Below are 16341 nucleotides of genomic sequence, written 5' to 3'. Positions count from 1 at the left end.
ACCGAAGACATCAGAACCGCGACGGCAGCCAGCCCGTCTGGACCATCTGTCCGCTCCGCCGCCGCGTGTGGAAGTACCCACGGCCCGGCGGCAGCTGCGACGGTGAGATGTTGCCGAGCAGCGCACCCTCCGACCGGTCCCCGGACATCACCAGACCCTGCGCCCCGAGCTCCCGCAGACGCTGCATCACCGGCTCGTACAGCGACCGGCTCGCGCCGCCCGCCGAGCGCGCGATGATGACGTGCAGGCCCACGTCACGGGCGTACGGCAGGTACTCCACCAGCGGCGACAGCGGGTTCATGCCGGTCGCCACCAGGTCGTAGTCGTCGATGATGACGAACGCGTCCGGGCTGTTGTACCAGCTGCGGTTGCGCAGCTGCTCCGGCGTGACGTCCGGCCCCGGCATACGGCGGCTGAGCGACCCGGCCAGGCCCTCCAGCGTCTCCGTCAGCGCGGGCGCCGAAGCGCAGTAGCGCGAAAGGTGCGAGTCCGGTACGGCTTCCAGGTGCGCACGCCGGTAGTCACCCATGACGATCTTCGCCTGTTCGGGCGTGTACCGCTCGGTGATCTGCTTGATGAGCAGCCGCAGCACCGACGACTTACCGGACTCGCTCTCACCGAACACGATGAAGTGCGGGTCCGTCTCGAAGTCGATGAAGACCGGCGCCAGCGCCGACTCGTCGATGCCGAAAGCGACACCGCGCTCCGGGTGCTCGAAGCCCTTCGGCAGCCGGTCCGCCTCCAGGATCCTCGGCAGCAGCCGCACGGCCGGAGCCGGGTTGCCCTGCCAGTTCTCGTTGATGCCCCGGATGAGTACGGCCGTGGCCTCCGCCAGGTCCTCCGTCTCCGAAGAGCCGTCGACGCGCGGCAGCGCGGTCATGAAGTGCAGCTTGTCCGTGGTCAGACCGCGACCCGGGACGGACGCGGGCACGTTCTGCGCCACCTTGCGGTCGATCTCCGACTCCGTCGGGTCACCGAGCCGCAGCTCGATGCGGTTCTGCAGCATGTCCTTGAGCGCGGGCCGCACCTCGGTGTAGCGGCTCGCGGTCAGGATCACGTGTACGCCGAAGCCGAGACCGCGCATCGCCATGTCGGTGATGGTCGCCTCGAGCATCTCGTAGTCCGTCTTGAAGGTTGCCCAGCCGTCGATGACGAGGAAGACGTCACCCCAGGGCTGGTCGGGCAGCTGCCCCGCCGCCCGCCGCTGCCGGTAGGTCTGGATCGAGTCGACGTTGTGCGCGCGGAAGTACTCCTCGCGCGCGTTCAGAATCCCCTCGACCTCACTGACCGTACGACGGACCTTCTCACCGTCGAGGCGGTTCGCGACCCCGCCGACGTGCGCCAGGTCCTCCATCGCGATCAGACCACCACCACCGAAGTCCAGGCAGTAGAACTGCACTTCGCTCGGCGTGTGCGTGAAGGCGAAGGACGAGATGAGGGTACGCAGCAGAGTCGACTTGCCGGACTGCGGACCACCGATGAACAGACCGTGGCCCGCACCACCCGCGAAGTCCCGGTACAGCACATCGCGCCGCTGCTCGAACGGCTTGTCCACCAGACCCACCGGCACATTGAGCCGGCCGAGCGCCGTGTACTCCGGCGCCGTCAGACCGCGCTCCGCCGTGACGGCCAGCGCCGGCAGCAGCTGCTCCAGCGAAGGCGCCTCCTCCAGCGGCGGCAGCCACACCTGGTGGGCCGGCGGTCCCTGGTTCTCCATCTTGGCGACGATGACGTCCAGGACGGTGTCGGCAAGCGCGTCGTCCACCCGGTTGTCGGCCTCCGGCTCCTCGATCACCGGCTGTGGCGGCAGCGCGACGTGCTGCGCCGAGAAGAGCGCGGGCCGCAGCTGGGTCGAGCGGTGCACACGCGACGGTCCCTCGCCGTGGTACGCACCCGACACGTACGCCGCCTTGAAGCGGACCATGGTGTCGGTGTCGTACCGCAGATAACCGGAGCCGGGGATGGACGGCAGGTGGTAGGCGTCCGGCACACCGATCGCCGTACGCGACTCGGCGGCGGAGAACGTACGCAGACCGATCCGGTACGACAGGTACGTGTCCAGACCGCGCAGCTTGCCCTCCTCCAGACGCTGCGAGGCGAGCAGCAGGTGCACACCCAGCGAACGGCCGATGCGGCCGATCTGGATGAACATGTCGATGAAGTCCGGCTTGGCGGTGAGGAGTTCGGAGAACTCGTCCAGCACGATCACCAGCGAAGCCAGCGGCTCGAGTGCGGCACCGGCCGCCCGAGCCTTCTCGTAGTCGTGGATGTTGGCGTAGTTGCCGGCCGTACGCAGCAGCTCCTGGCGGCGCTGCATCTCACCCATGATCGAGTCACGCATACGGTCGACGAGCGTCAGGTCGTCCGCCAGGTTGGTGATGACGGCCGCCGTGTGCGGCATGTCCACCATGCCGGCGAAGGTCGCACCGCCCTTGAAGTCCGCGAGGATGAAGTTCAGTGTCTCCGAGGAGTGCGTCACCGCGAGACCGAGCACCAGCGTACGCAGCACCTCGGACTTGCCGGAGCCGGTCGCTCCGACGCACAGGCCGTGCGGGCCCATGCCCTCCTGCGAGGCCTCCTTGAGGTCGAGCATGACCGGCTCGCCGGTCTCACCGACACCGATCGGTACGCGCAGCCGCTCGTGGAGCGTACGCGGGCGCCAGGTGCGCGAGACATCGACGGATCCCGCGTCGCCGATGCCCATGAGGTCCGTGAAGTCGAGGTTGGACAGGAGGGGTTCGCCCTCCTCCGCGGTGCCGACCCGGAAGGCGGCGAGCTGCCTCGCCAGCGACTCGGCCTGCTCCGGACTCAGCACGTCGGGCTTGCCGCTGTACGCCGCCTCGTGGCCGACGTACAGCTGAAGCCTGTTCGGTTTCAGATACGCCGTCAGGTTGCCCCGCAGCTCGTCCTCCAACTCCCCGGGAGAGACCTCCAGGAACGTGACGCCCTGAAGTCCTTCCGTGCCGGCGAGTCCGGAGTCCGGCGGTACGGTGCCGCCGTCGAGCACCACGATCAGGTGCGGCTGGTCGTAGACGGGGTTCGCCTCACGGTTCCAGCGCGGCCGGTCGGCCAGCTGGTCCTCCAGCGCCTCCTCCAGCTCACCGAGGTCGTCGAAGAGGAGCCGGGCCGAGCCCGCCCCGTCCTTGGCCTTCGGGTGCTGGCTGTGCGGCAGCCACTTGATCCAGTCCCAGTCCGCCGCGGCGGAGGGGTGCGCGACCACGGCGACCATGAGGTCCTCGGGGGAGTGCAGCGTCGCGAGCTGGGCGATGGCCGCGCGGGCATTGCCGTAGACGGTGTCACTGTCCCCGGCCAGCGCCACGTGATAGAAGGCGCGCAGCGAAACCGACACGGGCAGGTCGGCCAGACTTCCGTGCGCGTCGAGGAACGCCTTCATGGCCGCCGCCGTCAGCGGCTCCAGCTCCTCCTTGGGCGCGGTCTCCGGTGCGGCGAGCGGAGTCGCCAGCTGCTGGCTGCCGAGCCCTATGCGTACAGACGCGAAGTCGGCGTCGGTCGGGCGTCGTTCCCACAGCCGCTTGCCGTCGGCGGCCAGCGCCCACAGCTGGTCCGGGTCCGGATGCTGGAAGAGCTGCGTACGGCGCTGCAGCTCGGCCGTCTTGTGCACGTCCTTGCGGACCTGCTCGAGATAGCGGAAGTAGTCCCGCCGGTCCTGTGCCATCCCCGCGCCGCCGCCCTGCCGGGACTTGGCGAACTGGGCGATGCCCATGGCGAGTGTCGAGGCCAGCATCAGACCGCCGACCACCCGCATGTAGGAGGGCAGGTTCGGCATGAAGAAGAAGCCGACGGAACCCAGCATGCCGAACATCGGCAGCAGGCTCATCAGCACACCGTCGTCGCCCTCCCGCGGAATCTCGGGCGGTGTCTCCAGTTTGACCTCGCCGTCCGGGACAGCAGGCGGCTGGATCCGCGGCTGCCGTTTGATGATGACGACGCTCACCGATGCACTCATCCTTCGCGATTGCTGTGTCTTCCCGGGTGCAACCCCCGGACCCCCGGCCTGAAGAGCAGGCACGCGTAGCCGCTGATCCTACTGTTACGCCCGGGAGCGAAGTGAGGCAGGAGCGTGGAGATGCGGGGGAGTGCGAGGAGGAATGAGGGAGGCGCCACCTGTGCCCCCCGGAGTGGAGGATAAGGTGGCGCTCCGCGTCGTACGAGCGGCGTAGAAGAAGCTTGTCTAGCAGGGGGAACTACCAGGTGAGCACGGGCACATCGACGGGTTTCTGCCGAGTCACCGTCGCAGCTCCGGACAGTCGTATCGATGTGGCGCTGCCGGAGGACCTGCCGATCCAGGACATCTATCCGGAGATCATCAGGCTCTCCGGCATGGTCCAGTCCGACGGCAGCCTCGCCGGCTACCACCTCGTACGCCGCGACGGCCATGTGCTCGACGCGAGCCGGTCGTTGCTCGAACACCGGGTCAGGGACGGCGAGGTGCTGCTGCTGCGCACGTTCGCCGATTCGCTGCCGCCGGCCGTTCATGACGACGTGGTAGACGCGGTCGCCACCGCCGTCAAGCAGGACCTCCGCGGCTGGAACGACAACCTCATGCGGGTCGCGGGCCTCGTCTCCGGCGTACTGCTGCTGGCGATGCTCGGCTTCGTGTTCTGGTTCGCCGACCCGCTGCGCCACGACATGCACGGCCTCCAGGGCATCGTCGCCGGCGTGGTGGCGCTGACCCTGACGGCTCTCGCGGGTGTACGCGGCCGGGTGTACGACGACAGAGCCTCCGCCGTCGCCCTGGGCATCGCCGCCCTGCCGCACGCGCTCATCGCCGGCTCCGGTGTCATCCCGCAGGACGCGGGCGAAGGCCCCGGCAGGCTTCAGTTCCTCGTCGGCTGCGTCGCCGTACTCATCTTCTCCGTCGTACTGATCATGCTGCTGCCGCAGGGAGACGCCCCGTTCGTCGCCGCCGCGCTGGCCGCCGCGATCGGCACCCTCGCCGCGTTCGGCGGAGTACTCACCGAGGCAGAGCCCCGCGAGATCGCCGCCGCCACCTCGGTCGTCGCCCTGGCGGTCGTCGGCTTCCTGCCCGGCTGGTCGGCCCGCTTCGCCAAACTGCCGATCGGCTTCCGCAACCCGGAGGACCTGGCCAGGGCCCGCCGCGAGGGCCAGGAGGGCAACCTCGAGGCCGTCGACGTACAGCGCATCGTCGCCCAGACCAGCCGCGGCCACGAGCTGCTCCTCGGCCTCGTCGGCGGCTGCGCCGTCGTCATCCTCGGCGCGGGCGGCGCGGTCCTCGGCTTCAGCGACAGCGGCTGGGCCCAGCTGATGGCCCTGGTCACCGCGCTGGCCGCGATGCTGCGGGCGCGTCTGTTCCGCTACACCGCGCAGGTCACCTGCCTCCTGGTGGCCGGCGTCCTCACCACCGGCCTGCTGATCCTCGGCCTCGCGATCTCGCCCCCGACCCAGATCCTCATCGACCTGGCCCAGGGCAACTCCGCCGCCGTCGACGTACGGACCCTGTGGCTCGGCGCCTCGGTCGCGGCCGGCGCGATGCTCCTGATCGCGATCGCCCTGATCGTTCCGCAGAAGGGCCTGTCACCTTTCTGGGGCCGAATGCTGGACCTGGCGGACTCGCTGGTCCTGCTCTCCCTGATCCCGATCTGCCTGGCGGTCCTCGACGTGTACGCAAAGGTCCGCGGCGGCGTCTGACCCCCCGCGGCCCGCGGCCGGCCGCAGTCAGGGGCACTCGCATCTCCTGGTAAGCTGCATGACGGCCGCTTGTGTATGCGCCCCCGGAACATCCGGAGGCTGCGCCCAGCGGATCCCCGCCTCCCGAGTAACGGAAGCTCCCCAGAGAATTCGACCTGGGGCACTCGGTGGCAATACGAAGACCAAGAGGAGTACGCGTGCCGCTCGACGCCGCTACGAAGAAGCAGATCATGACCGAGTTCGCCCAGAAGGAAGGCGACACCGGCTCCCCCGAGGTCCAGGTCGCCATGCTTTCGCGCCGGATCTCGGACCTCACCGAGCACCTCAAGACGCACAAGCACGACCACCACTCCCGCCGTGGTCTGCTGATCCTGGTCGGCCAGCGTCGCCGCCTGCTTCAGTACCTGGCCAAGAAGGACATCCAGCGCTTCCGTGCCCTGGTCGACCGCCTCGGCATCCGCCGTGGCGCGGCCGGCGGCGCCAAGTAAGACGGACGTCGTGAAGGGAGCGGTACCCCACTTCTAGGGGACCGCTCCCTTTGCTGTACGTGCGGGACGTACCGGACGCTCAGTAGTCTGGTAGTACAACGAAACACAGAACGAGCGAGAAGCGGCTTCCCCGCCGCCGGTCCTCGGTAGTGGCCCCCGGAGCACATCGACGCCGGGGTCTTCGATCGAAGACCGGCCCGCAGCCGGAAGCGCTTCTCCGCCACCGTCCCTCCGCCACACGGGCGTATGGGACGAAAGACGAAAAGTATCGGAGATAACGCTAGTGGAGAACGAGACCCACTACGCCGAGGCCGTCATTGACAACGGTTCCTTCGGCACCCGCACCATCCGCTTCGAGACGGGCCGCCTCGCCAAGCAGGCCGCCGGCTCCGCCGTGGCGTACCTGGACGACGACACCATGGTGATGTCGGCCACCACCGCTTCCAAGAAGCCGAAGGACCAGCTCGACTTCTTCCCCCTGACGGTGGACGTCGAGGAGCGGATGTACGCAGCCGGAAAGATCCCCGGCTCCTTCTTCCGTCGTGAGGGCCGGCCCTCCGAGGACGCGATCCTCACCTGCCGCCTGATCGACCGCCCGCTGCGCCCCTCCTTCAAGAAGGGCCTGCGCAACGAGATCCAGATCGTCGAGACGATCATGGCGCTCAACCCCGACCACCTGTACGACGTGGTCGCGATCAACGCCGCCTCCTGCTCCACGATCCTGGCCGGCCTGCCCTTCTCCGGCCCGATCGGCGCCACCCGCGTGGCCCTGATCAAGGGCCAGTGGGTCGCCTTCCCGACGCACACCGAGCTCGAGGACGCCGTCTTCGACATGGTCGTCGCCGGTCGCGTCCTGGAGGACGGCGACGTCGCGATCATGATGGTCGAGGCCGAGGCCACCGAGAAGACCATCCAGCTCGTCAAGGACGGCGCCGACGCCCCGACCGAGGAGATCGTCGCCGCCGGTCTCGAGGCCGCGAAGCCGTTCATCAAGGTCCTCTGCAAGGCCCAGTCGGACCTCGCCGCCAAGGCCGCCAAGCCCACCGGCGAGTTCCCGGTCTTCCTCGAGTACCAGGACGACGTGCTGGAGGCGCTGACCGCCGCCGTCAAGTCCGAGCTCACGCAGGCGCTCACCATCGCCGGCAAGCAGGACCGCGAGAACGAGCTCGACCGCATCAAGGAGATCGCCGCCGAGAAGCTGCTCCCGCAGTTCGAGGGTCGCGAGAAGGAGATCTCCGGTGCGTACCGCGCGCTGACCAAGAACCTGGTCCGCGAGCGCGTCATCAAGGACAAGGTCCGCATCGACGGCCGTGGCGTCACGGACATCCGTACGCTCGCCGCCGAGGTCGAGGCCATCCCGCGCGTGCACGGCTCGGCGCTGTTCGAGCGTGGCGAGACCCAGATCCTGGGCGTCACCACCCTCAACATGCTCCGCATGGAGCAGCAGCTGGACACCCTCTCCCCGGTGACCCGCAAGCGCTACATGCACAACTACAACTTCCCGCCGTACTCCGTCGGTGAGACCGGCCGCGTGGGCTCGCCCAAGCGCCGCGAGATCGGCCACGGCGCGCTCGCCGAGCGCGCCATCGTGCCGGTGCTGCCGACGCGCGAGGAGTTCCCGTACGCGATCCGCCAGGTGTCCGAGGCTCTCGGCTCCAACGGCTCGACGTCCATGGGCTCGGTCTGCGCCTCCACCATGTCGCTGCTGAACGCCGGTGTGCCCCTCAAGGCCCCCGTCGCCGGTATCGCCATGGGCCTGATCTCGCAGGAGATCGACGGCAAGACGCACTACGTCGCCCTCACCGACATCCTCGGTGCCGAGGACGCGTTCGGTGACATGGACTTCAAGGTCGCCGGTACGAAGGAATTCGTCACCGCCCTCCAGCTCGACACCAAGCTGGACGGCATCCCGGCGTCCGTCCTGGCAGCGGCCCTCAAGCAGGCCCGCGACGCCCGCCTCCACATCCTCGACGTGATGATGGAAGCGATCGACACGCCGGACGAGATGTCCCCCAACGCCCCGCGGATCATCACCGTCAAGATCCCCGTGGACAAGATCGGTGAGGTCATCGGCCCCAAGGGCAAGATGATCAACCAGATCCAGGAGGACACCGGCGCGGACATCACGATCGAGGACGACGGCACCATCTACATCGGTGCCCAGGTCGGCTCGCAGGCCGAGGCGGCCCGCGCGACGATCAACGCGATCGCGAACCCGACCATGCCGGAGGTCGGTGAGCGCTACCTGGGTACGGTCGTCAAGACCACCACCTTCGGTGCCTTCGTCTCCCTGATGCCCGGCAAGGACGGTCTGCTGCACATCTCGCAGATCCGCAAGCTCGCCGGTGGCAAGCGCGTGGAGAACGTCGAGGACGTCCTCGGTGTGGGCCAGAAGGTCCAGGTCGAGATCGCCGAGATCGACTCCCGCGGCAAGCTCTCCCTCGTCCCCGTGATCGAGGGCGAAGAGGGCACCGACGCCGACCAGAAGGCCGACGCCGACCAGTGACATCCCGTAGTTCCGTGACGACGGCCCGCACCTCTTCGGAGGGGCGGGCCGTCGCCCGTACCCAAACGCTGCTCAAGGGCCAGAACGGCATCGGCACCGTCCGCAGGACCACCCTCCCCGGTGGCCTGCGCATCGTCACCGAGACCCTGCCCTCCGTACGATCCGCCACCTTCGGCATCTGGGCGCACGTCGGCTCGCGCGACGAGACGCCCACCCTGAACGGCGCCACGCACTACCTGGAGCACCTCCTCTTCAAGGGCACCGAGAAGCGCAGTGCCCTCGACATCTCCTCCGCGATCGACGCGGTCGGCGGCGAGATGAACGCCTTCACGGCGAAGGAGTACACGTGCTACTACGCACGGGTACTGGACACCAACCTCCCCCTCGCGATCGACATCGTCTGCGACATGCTGACGGGGTCCCTGATCAGGGCCGAGGACGTCGACGCCGAGCGCGGCGTCATCCTCGAAGAGATCGCGATGACCGAGGACGACCCGGGCGACGTGGTCCACGACCTGTTCGCCAAAACGATGTTCGGCGACACCCCGCTGGGCCGCCCGGTCCTCGGCACCGTCGACACCGTCGAGGCGCTGTCCGCCGACCGCATCCGCCGCTTCTACAGGAAGCACTACGACCCGACGCACCTCGTCGTCGCGGCCGCGGGCAACGTGGACCACGCCACCGTCGTACGCCAGGTCCGCAAGGCCTTCGAGCGCGCCGGCGCGCTGTCCCGCACGGACGCGGTCCCGCTCGACCCGCGCGACGGCTCCCGCGTGATCCGCACCGCGGGCCGCGTCGAGCACCTGAACCGCAAGACCGAGCAGGCGCACGTCGTCCTCGGCATGCCGGGCCTGTCCCGCACCGACGACCGCCGGTGGGCGCTCGGCGTACTGAACACGGCTCTCGGCGGCGGTATGAGCTCGCGCCTCTTCCAGGAGGTACGGGAGAAGCGCGGCCTGGCCTACAGCGTGTACTCGTACACCTCGAGCTTCGCCGACTGCGGACTCTTCGGCGTGTACGCCGGCTGCCGGCCCGCCCAGGTCCACGACGTCCTGAAGATCTGCCGCGACGAGCTCGAAAAGGTCGCCGCGGACGGTCTCCCCGACGAGGAGATCGACCGCGCCGTCGGCCAGCTCTCCGGCTCCACCGTCCTCGGCCTGGAGGACACCGGCGCGCTCATGAACCGCATCGGCAAGAGCGAGCTGGCCTGGGGCGAGCACATCTCCGTCGACGACATGCTCGCCCGGATGGCGGCAGTGACGCCCGACGAGGTACGGGAGGTCGCCGCCGACGTCCTGGGCCACCGGCCCTCGCTGTCCGTCATCGGCCCGCTGAAGGACAAGCAGGCCGACCGCCTGCACGAATCAGTCGCCTAGAGACGTCAGACAGAAAGAAGCAAGCAATGAGCAAGCTGCGCGTGGCCGTTCTCGGTGCCAAGGGCCGTATCGGCTCCGAGGCCGTACGGGCCGTCGAGGCCGCCGACGACATGGAGCTGGTGGCGGCGCTGAGCCGGGGCGACAAGCTCGAAGCCCTCGTCGAAGCCGACGCCCAGGTCGTCGTCGAGCTGACCACCCCCGCCTCGGTGATGGGCAACCTCGACTTCTGCGTACGCCGCGGCATCCACGCCGTCGTCGGCACCACCGGCTGGACCGACGAACGCCTCGCGCAGCTCGGCTCCTGGCTCGACACCTCCCCGGAGACGGGCGTGCTCATCGCCCCCAACTTCTCCATCGGCGCGGTCCTCACCATGAAGTTCGCCCAGCAGGCCGCTCCGTACTTCGAGTCCGTCGAGGTCGTCGAGCTGCACCACCCGAACAAGGCCGACGCCCCCTCCGGCACCGCGACCCGTACCGCCCAGCTCATCGCGGCGGCCCGCGCCCAGGCCGGCAGCGCCCCCCAGCCCGACGCCACCACGACGGCGCTGGACGGTGCGCGCGGCGCGGACGTGGACGGCGTGCCCGTGCACGCCATCCGCCTGCGCGGCCTCCTCGCCCACCAGGAAGTACTCCTCGGCGGTGAGGGCGAGACCCTGACGATCCGTCACGACTCCCTGCACCACAGCAGCTTCATGCCGGGCATCCTGCTCGGCGCGCGCCGCGTGGTGACCACTCCCGGCCTCACCTTCGGCCTGGAAAACTTCCTCGACCTGAACTGACGGCAGCAACACCCATGCGCGCAAAGATCACGTACTTCGTCCTCGCCGCCGTCCTGGTCGTCTACTTCGTCCTGGCCGGCAGCCGCGGGTACTTCCTCATCCGGGAAGGCACCGTTCTCACCGTCACCTTCGGCGTCGCGGTGCTGATCCTCCCGGCCATCGGCATCTGGTTCCTCTGGCACACCACACAGTTCGCCCGCAAGGCGGACGCGCTGTCCGCCGAGCTGGAGGCCGAGGGCGGCCTGCCCGTCGACGAGCTGGTACGTACGCCCGGCGGCCGCATCGACCGCGACTCCGCCGACGCGGTCTTCGCCCGCCGCCGCGCGGAGACCGAGGACGCCCCGGACGACTGGCGATCCTGGTTCCGGCTGGCGATCGCCTATTACGACGCGCGGGACACCCCGCGCGCCCGCAAGGCGATGCAGCACGCGATCGCCCTCCACGAGGGCAGGTAAGAGCGTGCGAAAGGGGGCGTCCGGTCGGACGCCCCCCTTTCGCACGCGCTGCCAGGTCTCAGACCGGCCGGTACTCGTCTCCCCAGGCCTCCACCGTGTCGGCCGCCCGGTCGAATGCCTCCACCCGCGACAGGAAGTCCGCGTTGTGGTCGGTGAGCAGCTGAAGCCGCTCACCGCTCTGCTGGATCAGTACGAGCGCCTGGCCCTGCACCGTGCGCGGCAGCCCGAGCCACCGCACCGGCTGCTGCACCGTACGTACGGTCGTCGCCCGGCTCCACGGCACCGTGGTCGTCGACAAGAACCCCACGCGCCGCAGGCCGTGCCGGCTGACCCAGGCGCCGACCCGCAGCAGCCGCAGGGCGCAGGCGATCACGGCCAGGGCGAGACCCAGACAGGCGCCCGCACCCGGGATCGTCCCCGCGAAGGCGATGATCATCGCAGCCAGCAGAACGAAGGACGCGAGGAGCAGCAGCAGGGCTGCCGCTCCCACACGCCAGGGCCCGGGGCGGTAGGGCCGACGCCATTGATCGTGGTCGTCGAAGGGCAGCGCGACGTCGTCGGAGGTCTCACCGGACGCTTCGAAAGCACGGTCGGCCGTCAGGAAGGGCAGGGGCACGACTGATCCTCACTCACCAGCACGCTCGATTGGGCTGTGCCCGGTGAGGCTACCGAGGAGGTCTTCGCCGGGCCACCTCAGGGGGCCCGGACGAGTCAGCGCCCGTCAGCGGCCTCGGACTTCTGGTTCGCGCCAGGAGCCTGAGAGGGATCGAGGGCGGGAAGCCCGAAGAGCAGCGATCCCACCAGTCCGGCGACAACGGTGAGACCGATGAGCGTGCGCCCCATGACCTGGGACACACTCGGACGTTCGGGGGGCGGCGGGGTGACGTTACTGCGGAATCGGTCGGCCTCGGCAACGAATGCGAAGGGGACGGACTCTCGCCGGCGCAACATGGGGCGGCACTCCTTTGGTTTTTTGCTCTGGTACTAGGGCTTCTACAGGGACAGACGTACAAAGCTGTCCCTTGGTGCCCGATTTCCCTGAATCGGCCGAACAATGTCCCCCGACCGCCGACCGGGGTCCGACCGGCCGTCACTGTCAGCCCCGGCCCGTAGAGTGTGGGGCGCCCGAGCGATGTACATGGAAGGACCCCGCCGGTGACTGTTACCCCTGATGGCACCCCCACCGAGACCGCCAAGCCCAGCTTCCGCAGTGAAGTGACCGTCGAGCTGGTGAAGCACACCGCCGGCGACTCCGACGTGCTGTGGGCCGCCCGGGTCTCGACCGCCGGCGAGCAGTCCCTGGAGGAGCTCAGCAAGGACCCCGAGCGCTCCAAGGGCCTCATCAACTACCTGATGCGGGACCGCCACGGCAGCCCTTTCGAGCACAACTCCATGACGTTCTTCATCAGCGCCCCGATCTTCGTCTTCCGCGAGTTCATGCGGCACCGCGTCGGATGGTCGTACAACGAGGAATCGGGCCGCTACAGGGAGCTGGAGCCGGTCTTCTACGTCCCCGGAGAGTCCCGCAAGCTCGTCCAGCAGGGCCGTCCCGGCAAGTACGAGTTCGTCGAGGGCACCCGGGAGCAGCAGGAGCTCACGACCCGCGCCATGCAGGACTCCTACCTCCAGGCGTACGCCGCGTACCAGGAGATGCTCGCCGCCGGAGTCGCCCGCGAGGTCGCCCGCGCGGTGCTCCCGGTCGGCCTCTACTCCTCGATGTACGCCACATGCAATGCCCGCTCGCTGATGCACTTCCTCGGCCTGCGCACGCAGCACGAGCTTGCGAAGGTGCCGTCCTTCCCGCAGCGCGAGATCGAGATGGTGGGAGAGCAGATGGAGGCCCACTGGGCCAAGCTCATGCCCCTCACCTACGCGGCCTTCAACGGCAACGGACGAGTCGCCCCGTAAGGCCTGAAAGCAAGGCTGAGGACAGATGTACGGATCGACCGTCCGAAGTGTCCGTATTGCCGCAGTTCGAGAATTTCATCTAGGCTGATCAAACGGACCCGGCACTGCTTGAACCCCCGAGCAGGCAGTGTCGGGTTCTACTCTTCCTGTACGTCTGACCTCCCCCGAGGGGACACGACGCGTTGAGCAGCGAGTAGCGTGTTACCCATGGCTCCGATCTCCACTTCGCAGACCCCCTTCGGGCGGGTCCTCACCGCCATGGTCACGCCCTTCACGGCGGACGGCGCACTCGACCTCGACGGCGCCCAGCGCCTTGCCGCCCACCTGGTGGACGCCGGCAACGACGGGCTGATCGTCAACGGCACCACCGGCGAGTCCCCGACCACCAGCGACGCGGAGAAAAACGACCTGGTACGGGCTGTACTGGAGGCCGTCGGAGACCGGGCCCACGTCGTCGCGGGAGTCGGCACGAACGACACGCGCCACAGCCTCGAGCTGGCCCGCGCCGCCGAGCAGACCGGCGCACACGGCCTCCTCGCCGTCACGCCGTACTACAACAAGCCCCCGCAAGAGGGCCTGCTCCGGCACTTCACGGCCATCGCCGACGCCACCGAGCTCCCCGTCATGCTCTACGACATCCCGGGCCGCAGCGGTGTGCCGATCAACACCGAGACGCTTGTCCGGCTCGCCGAGCACCCGCGCATCGTGGCCAACAAGGATGCCAAGGGCGACCTCGGCCGCGCCAGCTGGGCCATCGCCCAGAGCGGCCTCGCCTGGTACTCGGGCGACGACATGCTGAACCTGCCCCTCCTCTCCGTCGGAGCTGTCGGCTTCGTCTCGGTCGTCGGCCACGTGGTCACCCCTGAGCTGCGCGCCCTCCTGGAAGCCCACCTCGCCGGCGACGTTCGCAAGGCGACGGAGATCCACCAGCGGCTGCTCCCGGTCTACACCGGCATGTTCCGCACCCAGGGCGTCATCACCACCAAGGCCGCCCTCACCCTCCAGGGCCTGCCCGGCGGCCCGCTGCGCCTCCCGATGATCGAGCTGACCCCGGACGAAGAGGCTCAGCTCAAGCGGGACCTCGCAGCCGGCGGAGTGCAGATCTAGCCACAGACTTCACAACTGAATACGCAGGAATCCCACAGACAACAGCAAGTGCACGAATGTCATGCGCGCCACGTGCCTCAGCGGTACGTGGCGTGTGTGGTGAGGAGAGTCTTTTGAGCCATCCGCATCCTGAACTCGGTACCCCGCCGAAGCTCCCGAAGGGCGGCCTGCGCGTCACCCCGCTCGGCGGTCTCGGCGAGATCGGCCGCAACATGACGGTCTTCGAGTACGGCGGCCGCCTGCTCATCGTCGACTGCGGCGTGCTCTTCCCCGAGGAGGAGCAGCCCGGCATCGACCTGATCCTGCCGGACTTCACGTCCATCAAGGACCGTCTCGACGACATCGAAGGCATCGTGCTCACGCACGGCCACGAGGACCACATCGGCGGCGTCCCTTTCCTGCTCCGCCTGAAGCAGGACATCCCGCTGATCGGCTCCAAGCTGACCCTCGCGCTCATCGAGGCGAAGCTCCAGGAGCACCGCATCCGCCCGTACACCCTCGAGGTCACGGAGGGGCACCGCGAGCGCGTCGGTCCCTTCGACTGCGAGTTCGTGGCGGTCAACCACTCCATCCCGGACGCGCTGGCCGTCGCCATCCGCACCCCGGCGGGCATGGTCGTCCATACCGGCGACTTCAAGATGGACCAGCTGCCGCTGGACCGCCGCCTCACCGACCTCCCGAAGTTCGCCAAGCTCGGCGAGGAAGGCATCGACCTTCTCCTCTCCGACTCGACGAACGCCGAGGTCCCGGGCTTCGTCCCGCCCGAGCGCGACATCTCCAACGTCCTGCGCACGGTCTTCGCGAACGCCCAGAAGCGCATCATCGTGGCCAGCTTCGCCAGCCACGTGCACCGCATCCAGCAGATCCTCGACGCGGCCCACGAGTACGGCAGGCGCGTCGCCTTCGTCGGCCGCTCGATGGTCAGAAACATGGGCATCGCCCGCGACCTCGGCTACCTGAAGGTCCCGGCCGGCCTGGTCGTCGACGTGAAGACCCTCGACGACCTCCCCGACCACGAGGTCGTCCTCGTCTGCACCGGCTCCCAGGGCGAGCCGATGGCCGCGCTCTCGCGCATGGCCAACCGCGACCACCAGATCCGCATCGTCCAGGGCGACACCGTCATCCTGGCCTCGTCCCTCATCCCGGGTAACGAGAACGCGGTCTACCGGGTGATCAACGGCCTGACCCGCTGGGGTGCCAACGTCATCCACAAGGGCAACGCCAAGGTTCACGTCTCGGGCCACGCCTCGGCCGGCGAGCTGCTGTACTTCTACAACATCTGCAAGCCGAAGAACCTGATGCCGGTCCACGGCGAATGGCGTCACCTGCGCGCCAACGCCGAGCTGGGAGCCCTGACGGGTGTCCCCAAGGACCACATCGTCATCGCCGAGGACGGCGTGGTGGTCGATCTGATCGACGGCCGCGCGAAGATCGTCGGCAAGGTCCAGGCCGGCTACGTGTACGTCGACGGCCTCTCGGTCGGTGATGTCACCGAGACCCACCTCAAGGACCGCCGCATCCTCGGCGAAGAGGGCTTCATCTCCGTCTTCGTGGTGGTCGACACCGCCACCGGCAAGATCGTGGGCGGTCCGAACATCCACGCCCGCGGCTCCGGCATCGACGACTCGGCCTTCGCTGCCGTCGTCCCGCGGATGGAAGAGGCCATCGCCAAGTCGGCCCAGGACGGCGTCCTGGAGACGCACCAGATCCAGCAGCTCATCCGCCGCACGGTGGGTAAGTGGGTCTCGGACACGTACCGCCGTCGTCCGATGATCCTTCCGGTCGTCGTCGAGGTCTGACGGGCCCAACTGAGAGCGGGGCACCTCGATTTGCATCGGGGCGCCCCGCTCCAGTACGTTTACGGCTCCTCCTGAACGGGAAGTCCCGCGCACTGGTGCGCGTGGCCGAACCGAACGGGGCGGGAATTCCGACTCAGAACTTCTGATAAAGTCGGAATCGCCGGAAAGGGAAACGCGAAAGCGAAGAACTGGAAAGCGCCGAGGAAGTCGGACACGAAAGAGTCTGATAGAGTCGGAAACACGAAATACCGAA

Annotated in this window: 12 protein-coding genes; 9 read left to right on the top strand and 3 right to left on the bottom strand. The window is 68.5% G+C overall.

Annotation, left to right across the window (positions count from 1 at the left end; genetic code table 11):
• Window positions 1-10: 10 nt before the first annotated feature.
• Window positions 11-3955 carry a type VII secretion protein EccCa gene (gene eccCa, locus ACWIHY_RS31655; protein WP_454379534.1) on the bottom strand — a complete coding sequence of 1315 codons (3945 nt, stop codon included), beginning with the start codon at window positions 3953-3955 and terminating at the stop codon, window positions 11-13.
• Between the two features lie 257 nt (window positions 3956-4212).
• Here eccCa and eccD point away from each other — a divergent pair, with 257 nt between their 5' ends.
• From eccD to ACWIHY_RS31625, 6 genes are all read left to right on the top strand, one after another.
• Window positions 4213-5670 carry a type VII secretion integral membrane protein EccD gene (eccD, locus tag ACWIHY_RS31650; RefSeq protein ID WP_454379533.1) on the top strand — a complete coding sequence of 486 codons (1458 nt, stop codon included), beginning with the start codon at window positions 4213-4215 and terminating at the stop codon, window positions 5668-5670.
• A gap of 197 nt (window positions 5671-5867) precedes the next feature.
• Window positions 5868-6158, top strand: a complete 291-nt coding sequence (gene rpsO / locus ACWIHY_RS31645; RefSeq protein WP_018551846.1) for a 30S ribosomal protein S15 — start codon at window positions 5868-5870, stop codon at window positions 6156-6158.
• Window positions 6159-6441: 283 nt separating this feature from the next.
• Window positions 6442-8664 carry a polyribonucleotide nucleotidyltransferase gene (locus ACWIHY_RS31640; protein WP_454379532.1) on the top strand — a complete coding sequence of 741 codons (2223 nt, stop codon included), beginning with the start codon at window positions 6442-6444 and terminating at the stop codon, window positions 8662-8664.
• The gene (locus ACWIHY_RS31635; protein WP_454379531.1) at window positions 8661-10040 is read left to right on the top strand and encodes a M16 family metallopeptidase; all 1380 of its coding nucleotides are present in this window, start codon (window positions 8661-8663) and stop codon (window positions 10038-10040) included. The genes ACWIHY_RS31640 and ACWIHY_RS31635 overlap by 4 nt, the downstream gene beginning before the upstream one ends.
• A 26-nt stretch (window positions 10041-10066) precedes the next feature.
• A complete protein-coding gene (gene dapB, locus ACWIHY_RS31630; RefSeq protein WP_454379530.1) occupies window positions 10067-10819 on the top strand; it encodes a 4-hydroxy-tetrahydrodipicolinate reductase in 753 nt (250 codons plus the stop codon).
• Between the two features lie 14 nt (window positions 10820-10833).
• Window positions 10834-11274 (top strand): hypothetical protein, encoded by a 441-nt coding sequence (locus tag ACWIHY_RS31625; RefSeq protein WP_454379528.1) that lies wholly within the window; start codon window positions 10834-10836, stop codon window positions 11272-11274.
• A gap of 58 nt (window positions 11275-11332) precedes the next feature.
• On the opposite strand, the gene ACWIHY_RS31620 is transcribed toward ACWIHY_RS31625, so the two are convergent.
• On the bottom strand, window positions 11333-11890 hold the full coding sequence (locus tag ACWIHY_RS31620; RefSeq protein WP_454379526.1) for a hypothetical protein: 558 nt from the start codon (window positions 11888-11890) through the stop codon (window positions 11333-11335).
• 95 nt (window positions 11891-11985) lie between these two features.
• Window positions 11986-12225, bottom strand: coding sequence for a hypothetical protein (locus tag ACWIHY_RS31615; protein WP_454379524.1), 240 nt, complete (start codon window positions 12223-12225; stop codon window positions 11986-11988).
• Between the two features lie 204 nt (window positions 12226-12429).
• Between ACWIHY_RS31615 and thyX the strand changes: the two genes are divergently transcribed.
• From thyX to ACWIHY_RS31600, 3 genes are all read left to right on the top strand, one after another.
• The gene (thyX, locus tag ACWIHY_RS31610) at window positions 12430-13182 is read left to right on the top strand and encodes an FAD-dependent thymidylate synthase (protein WP_454379522.1); all 753 of its coding nucleotides are present in this window, start codon (window positions 12430-12432) and stop codon (window positions 13180-13182) included.
• Window positions 13183-13389: 207 nt separating this feature from the next.
• Window positions 13390-14289: a 4-hydroxy-tetrahydrodipicolinate synthase gene (gene dapA, locus ACWIHY_RS31605; RefSeq protein ID WP_454379520.1), complete on the top strand. Its 900-nt coding sequence runs from the start codon at window positions 13390-13392 to the stop codon at window positions 14287-14289.
• A 113-nt stretch (window positions 14290-14402) separates the two neighbouring features.
• The gene (locus ACWIHY_RS31600) at window positions 14403-16088 is read left to right on the top strand and encodes a ribonuclease J (protein ID WP_387946527.1); all 1686 of its coding nucleotides are present in this window, start codon (window positions 14403-14405) and stop codon (window positions 16086-16088) included.
• The last annotated feature ends 253 nt before the right edge of the window (window positions 16089-16341 follow it).

The organism is Streptomyces sp. NPDC055287, assembly GCF_053646035.1.
Note: the sequence above shows the minus strand (reverse complement) of the source record. Positions and strands in the feature narration are given on the sequence as shown.

Coding starts and splice junctions, on each gene's coding strand:
- dapB (WP_454379530.1), top strand. CDS start 10,067: ATGAGCAAGCTGCGCGTGGCCGTTCTCGGTGCCAAGGGCCGTATCGGC.
- ACWIHY_RS31625 (WP_454379528.1), top strand. CDS start 10,834: ATGCGCGCAAAGATCACGTACTTCGTCCTCGCCGCCGTCCTGGTCGTC.
- ACWIHY_RS31615 (WP_454379524.1), bottom strand. CDS start 12,225: ATGTTGCGCCGGCGAGAGTCCGTCCCCTTCGCATTCGTTGCCGAGGCC.
- dapA (WP_454379520.1), top strand. CDS start 13,390: ATGGCTCCGATCTCCACTTCGCAGACCCCCTTCGGGCGGGTCCTCACC.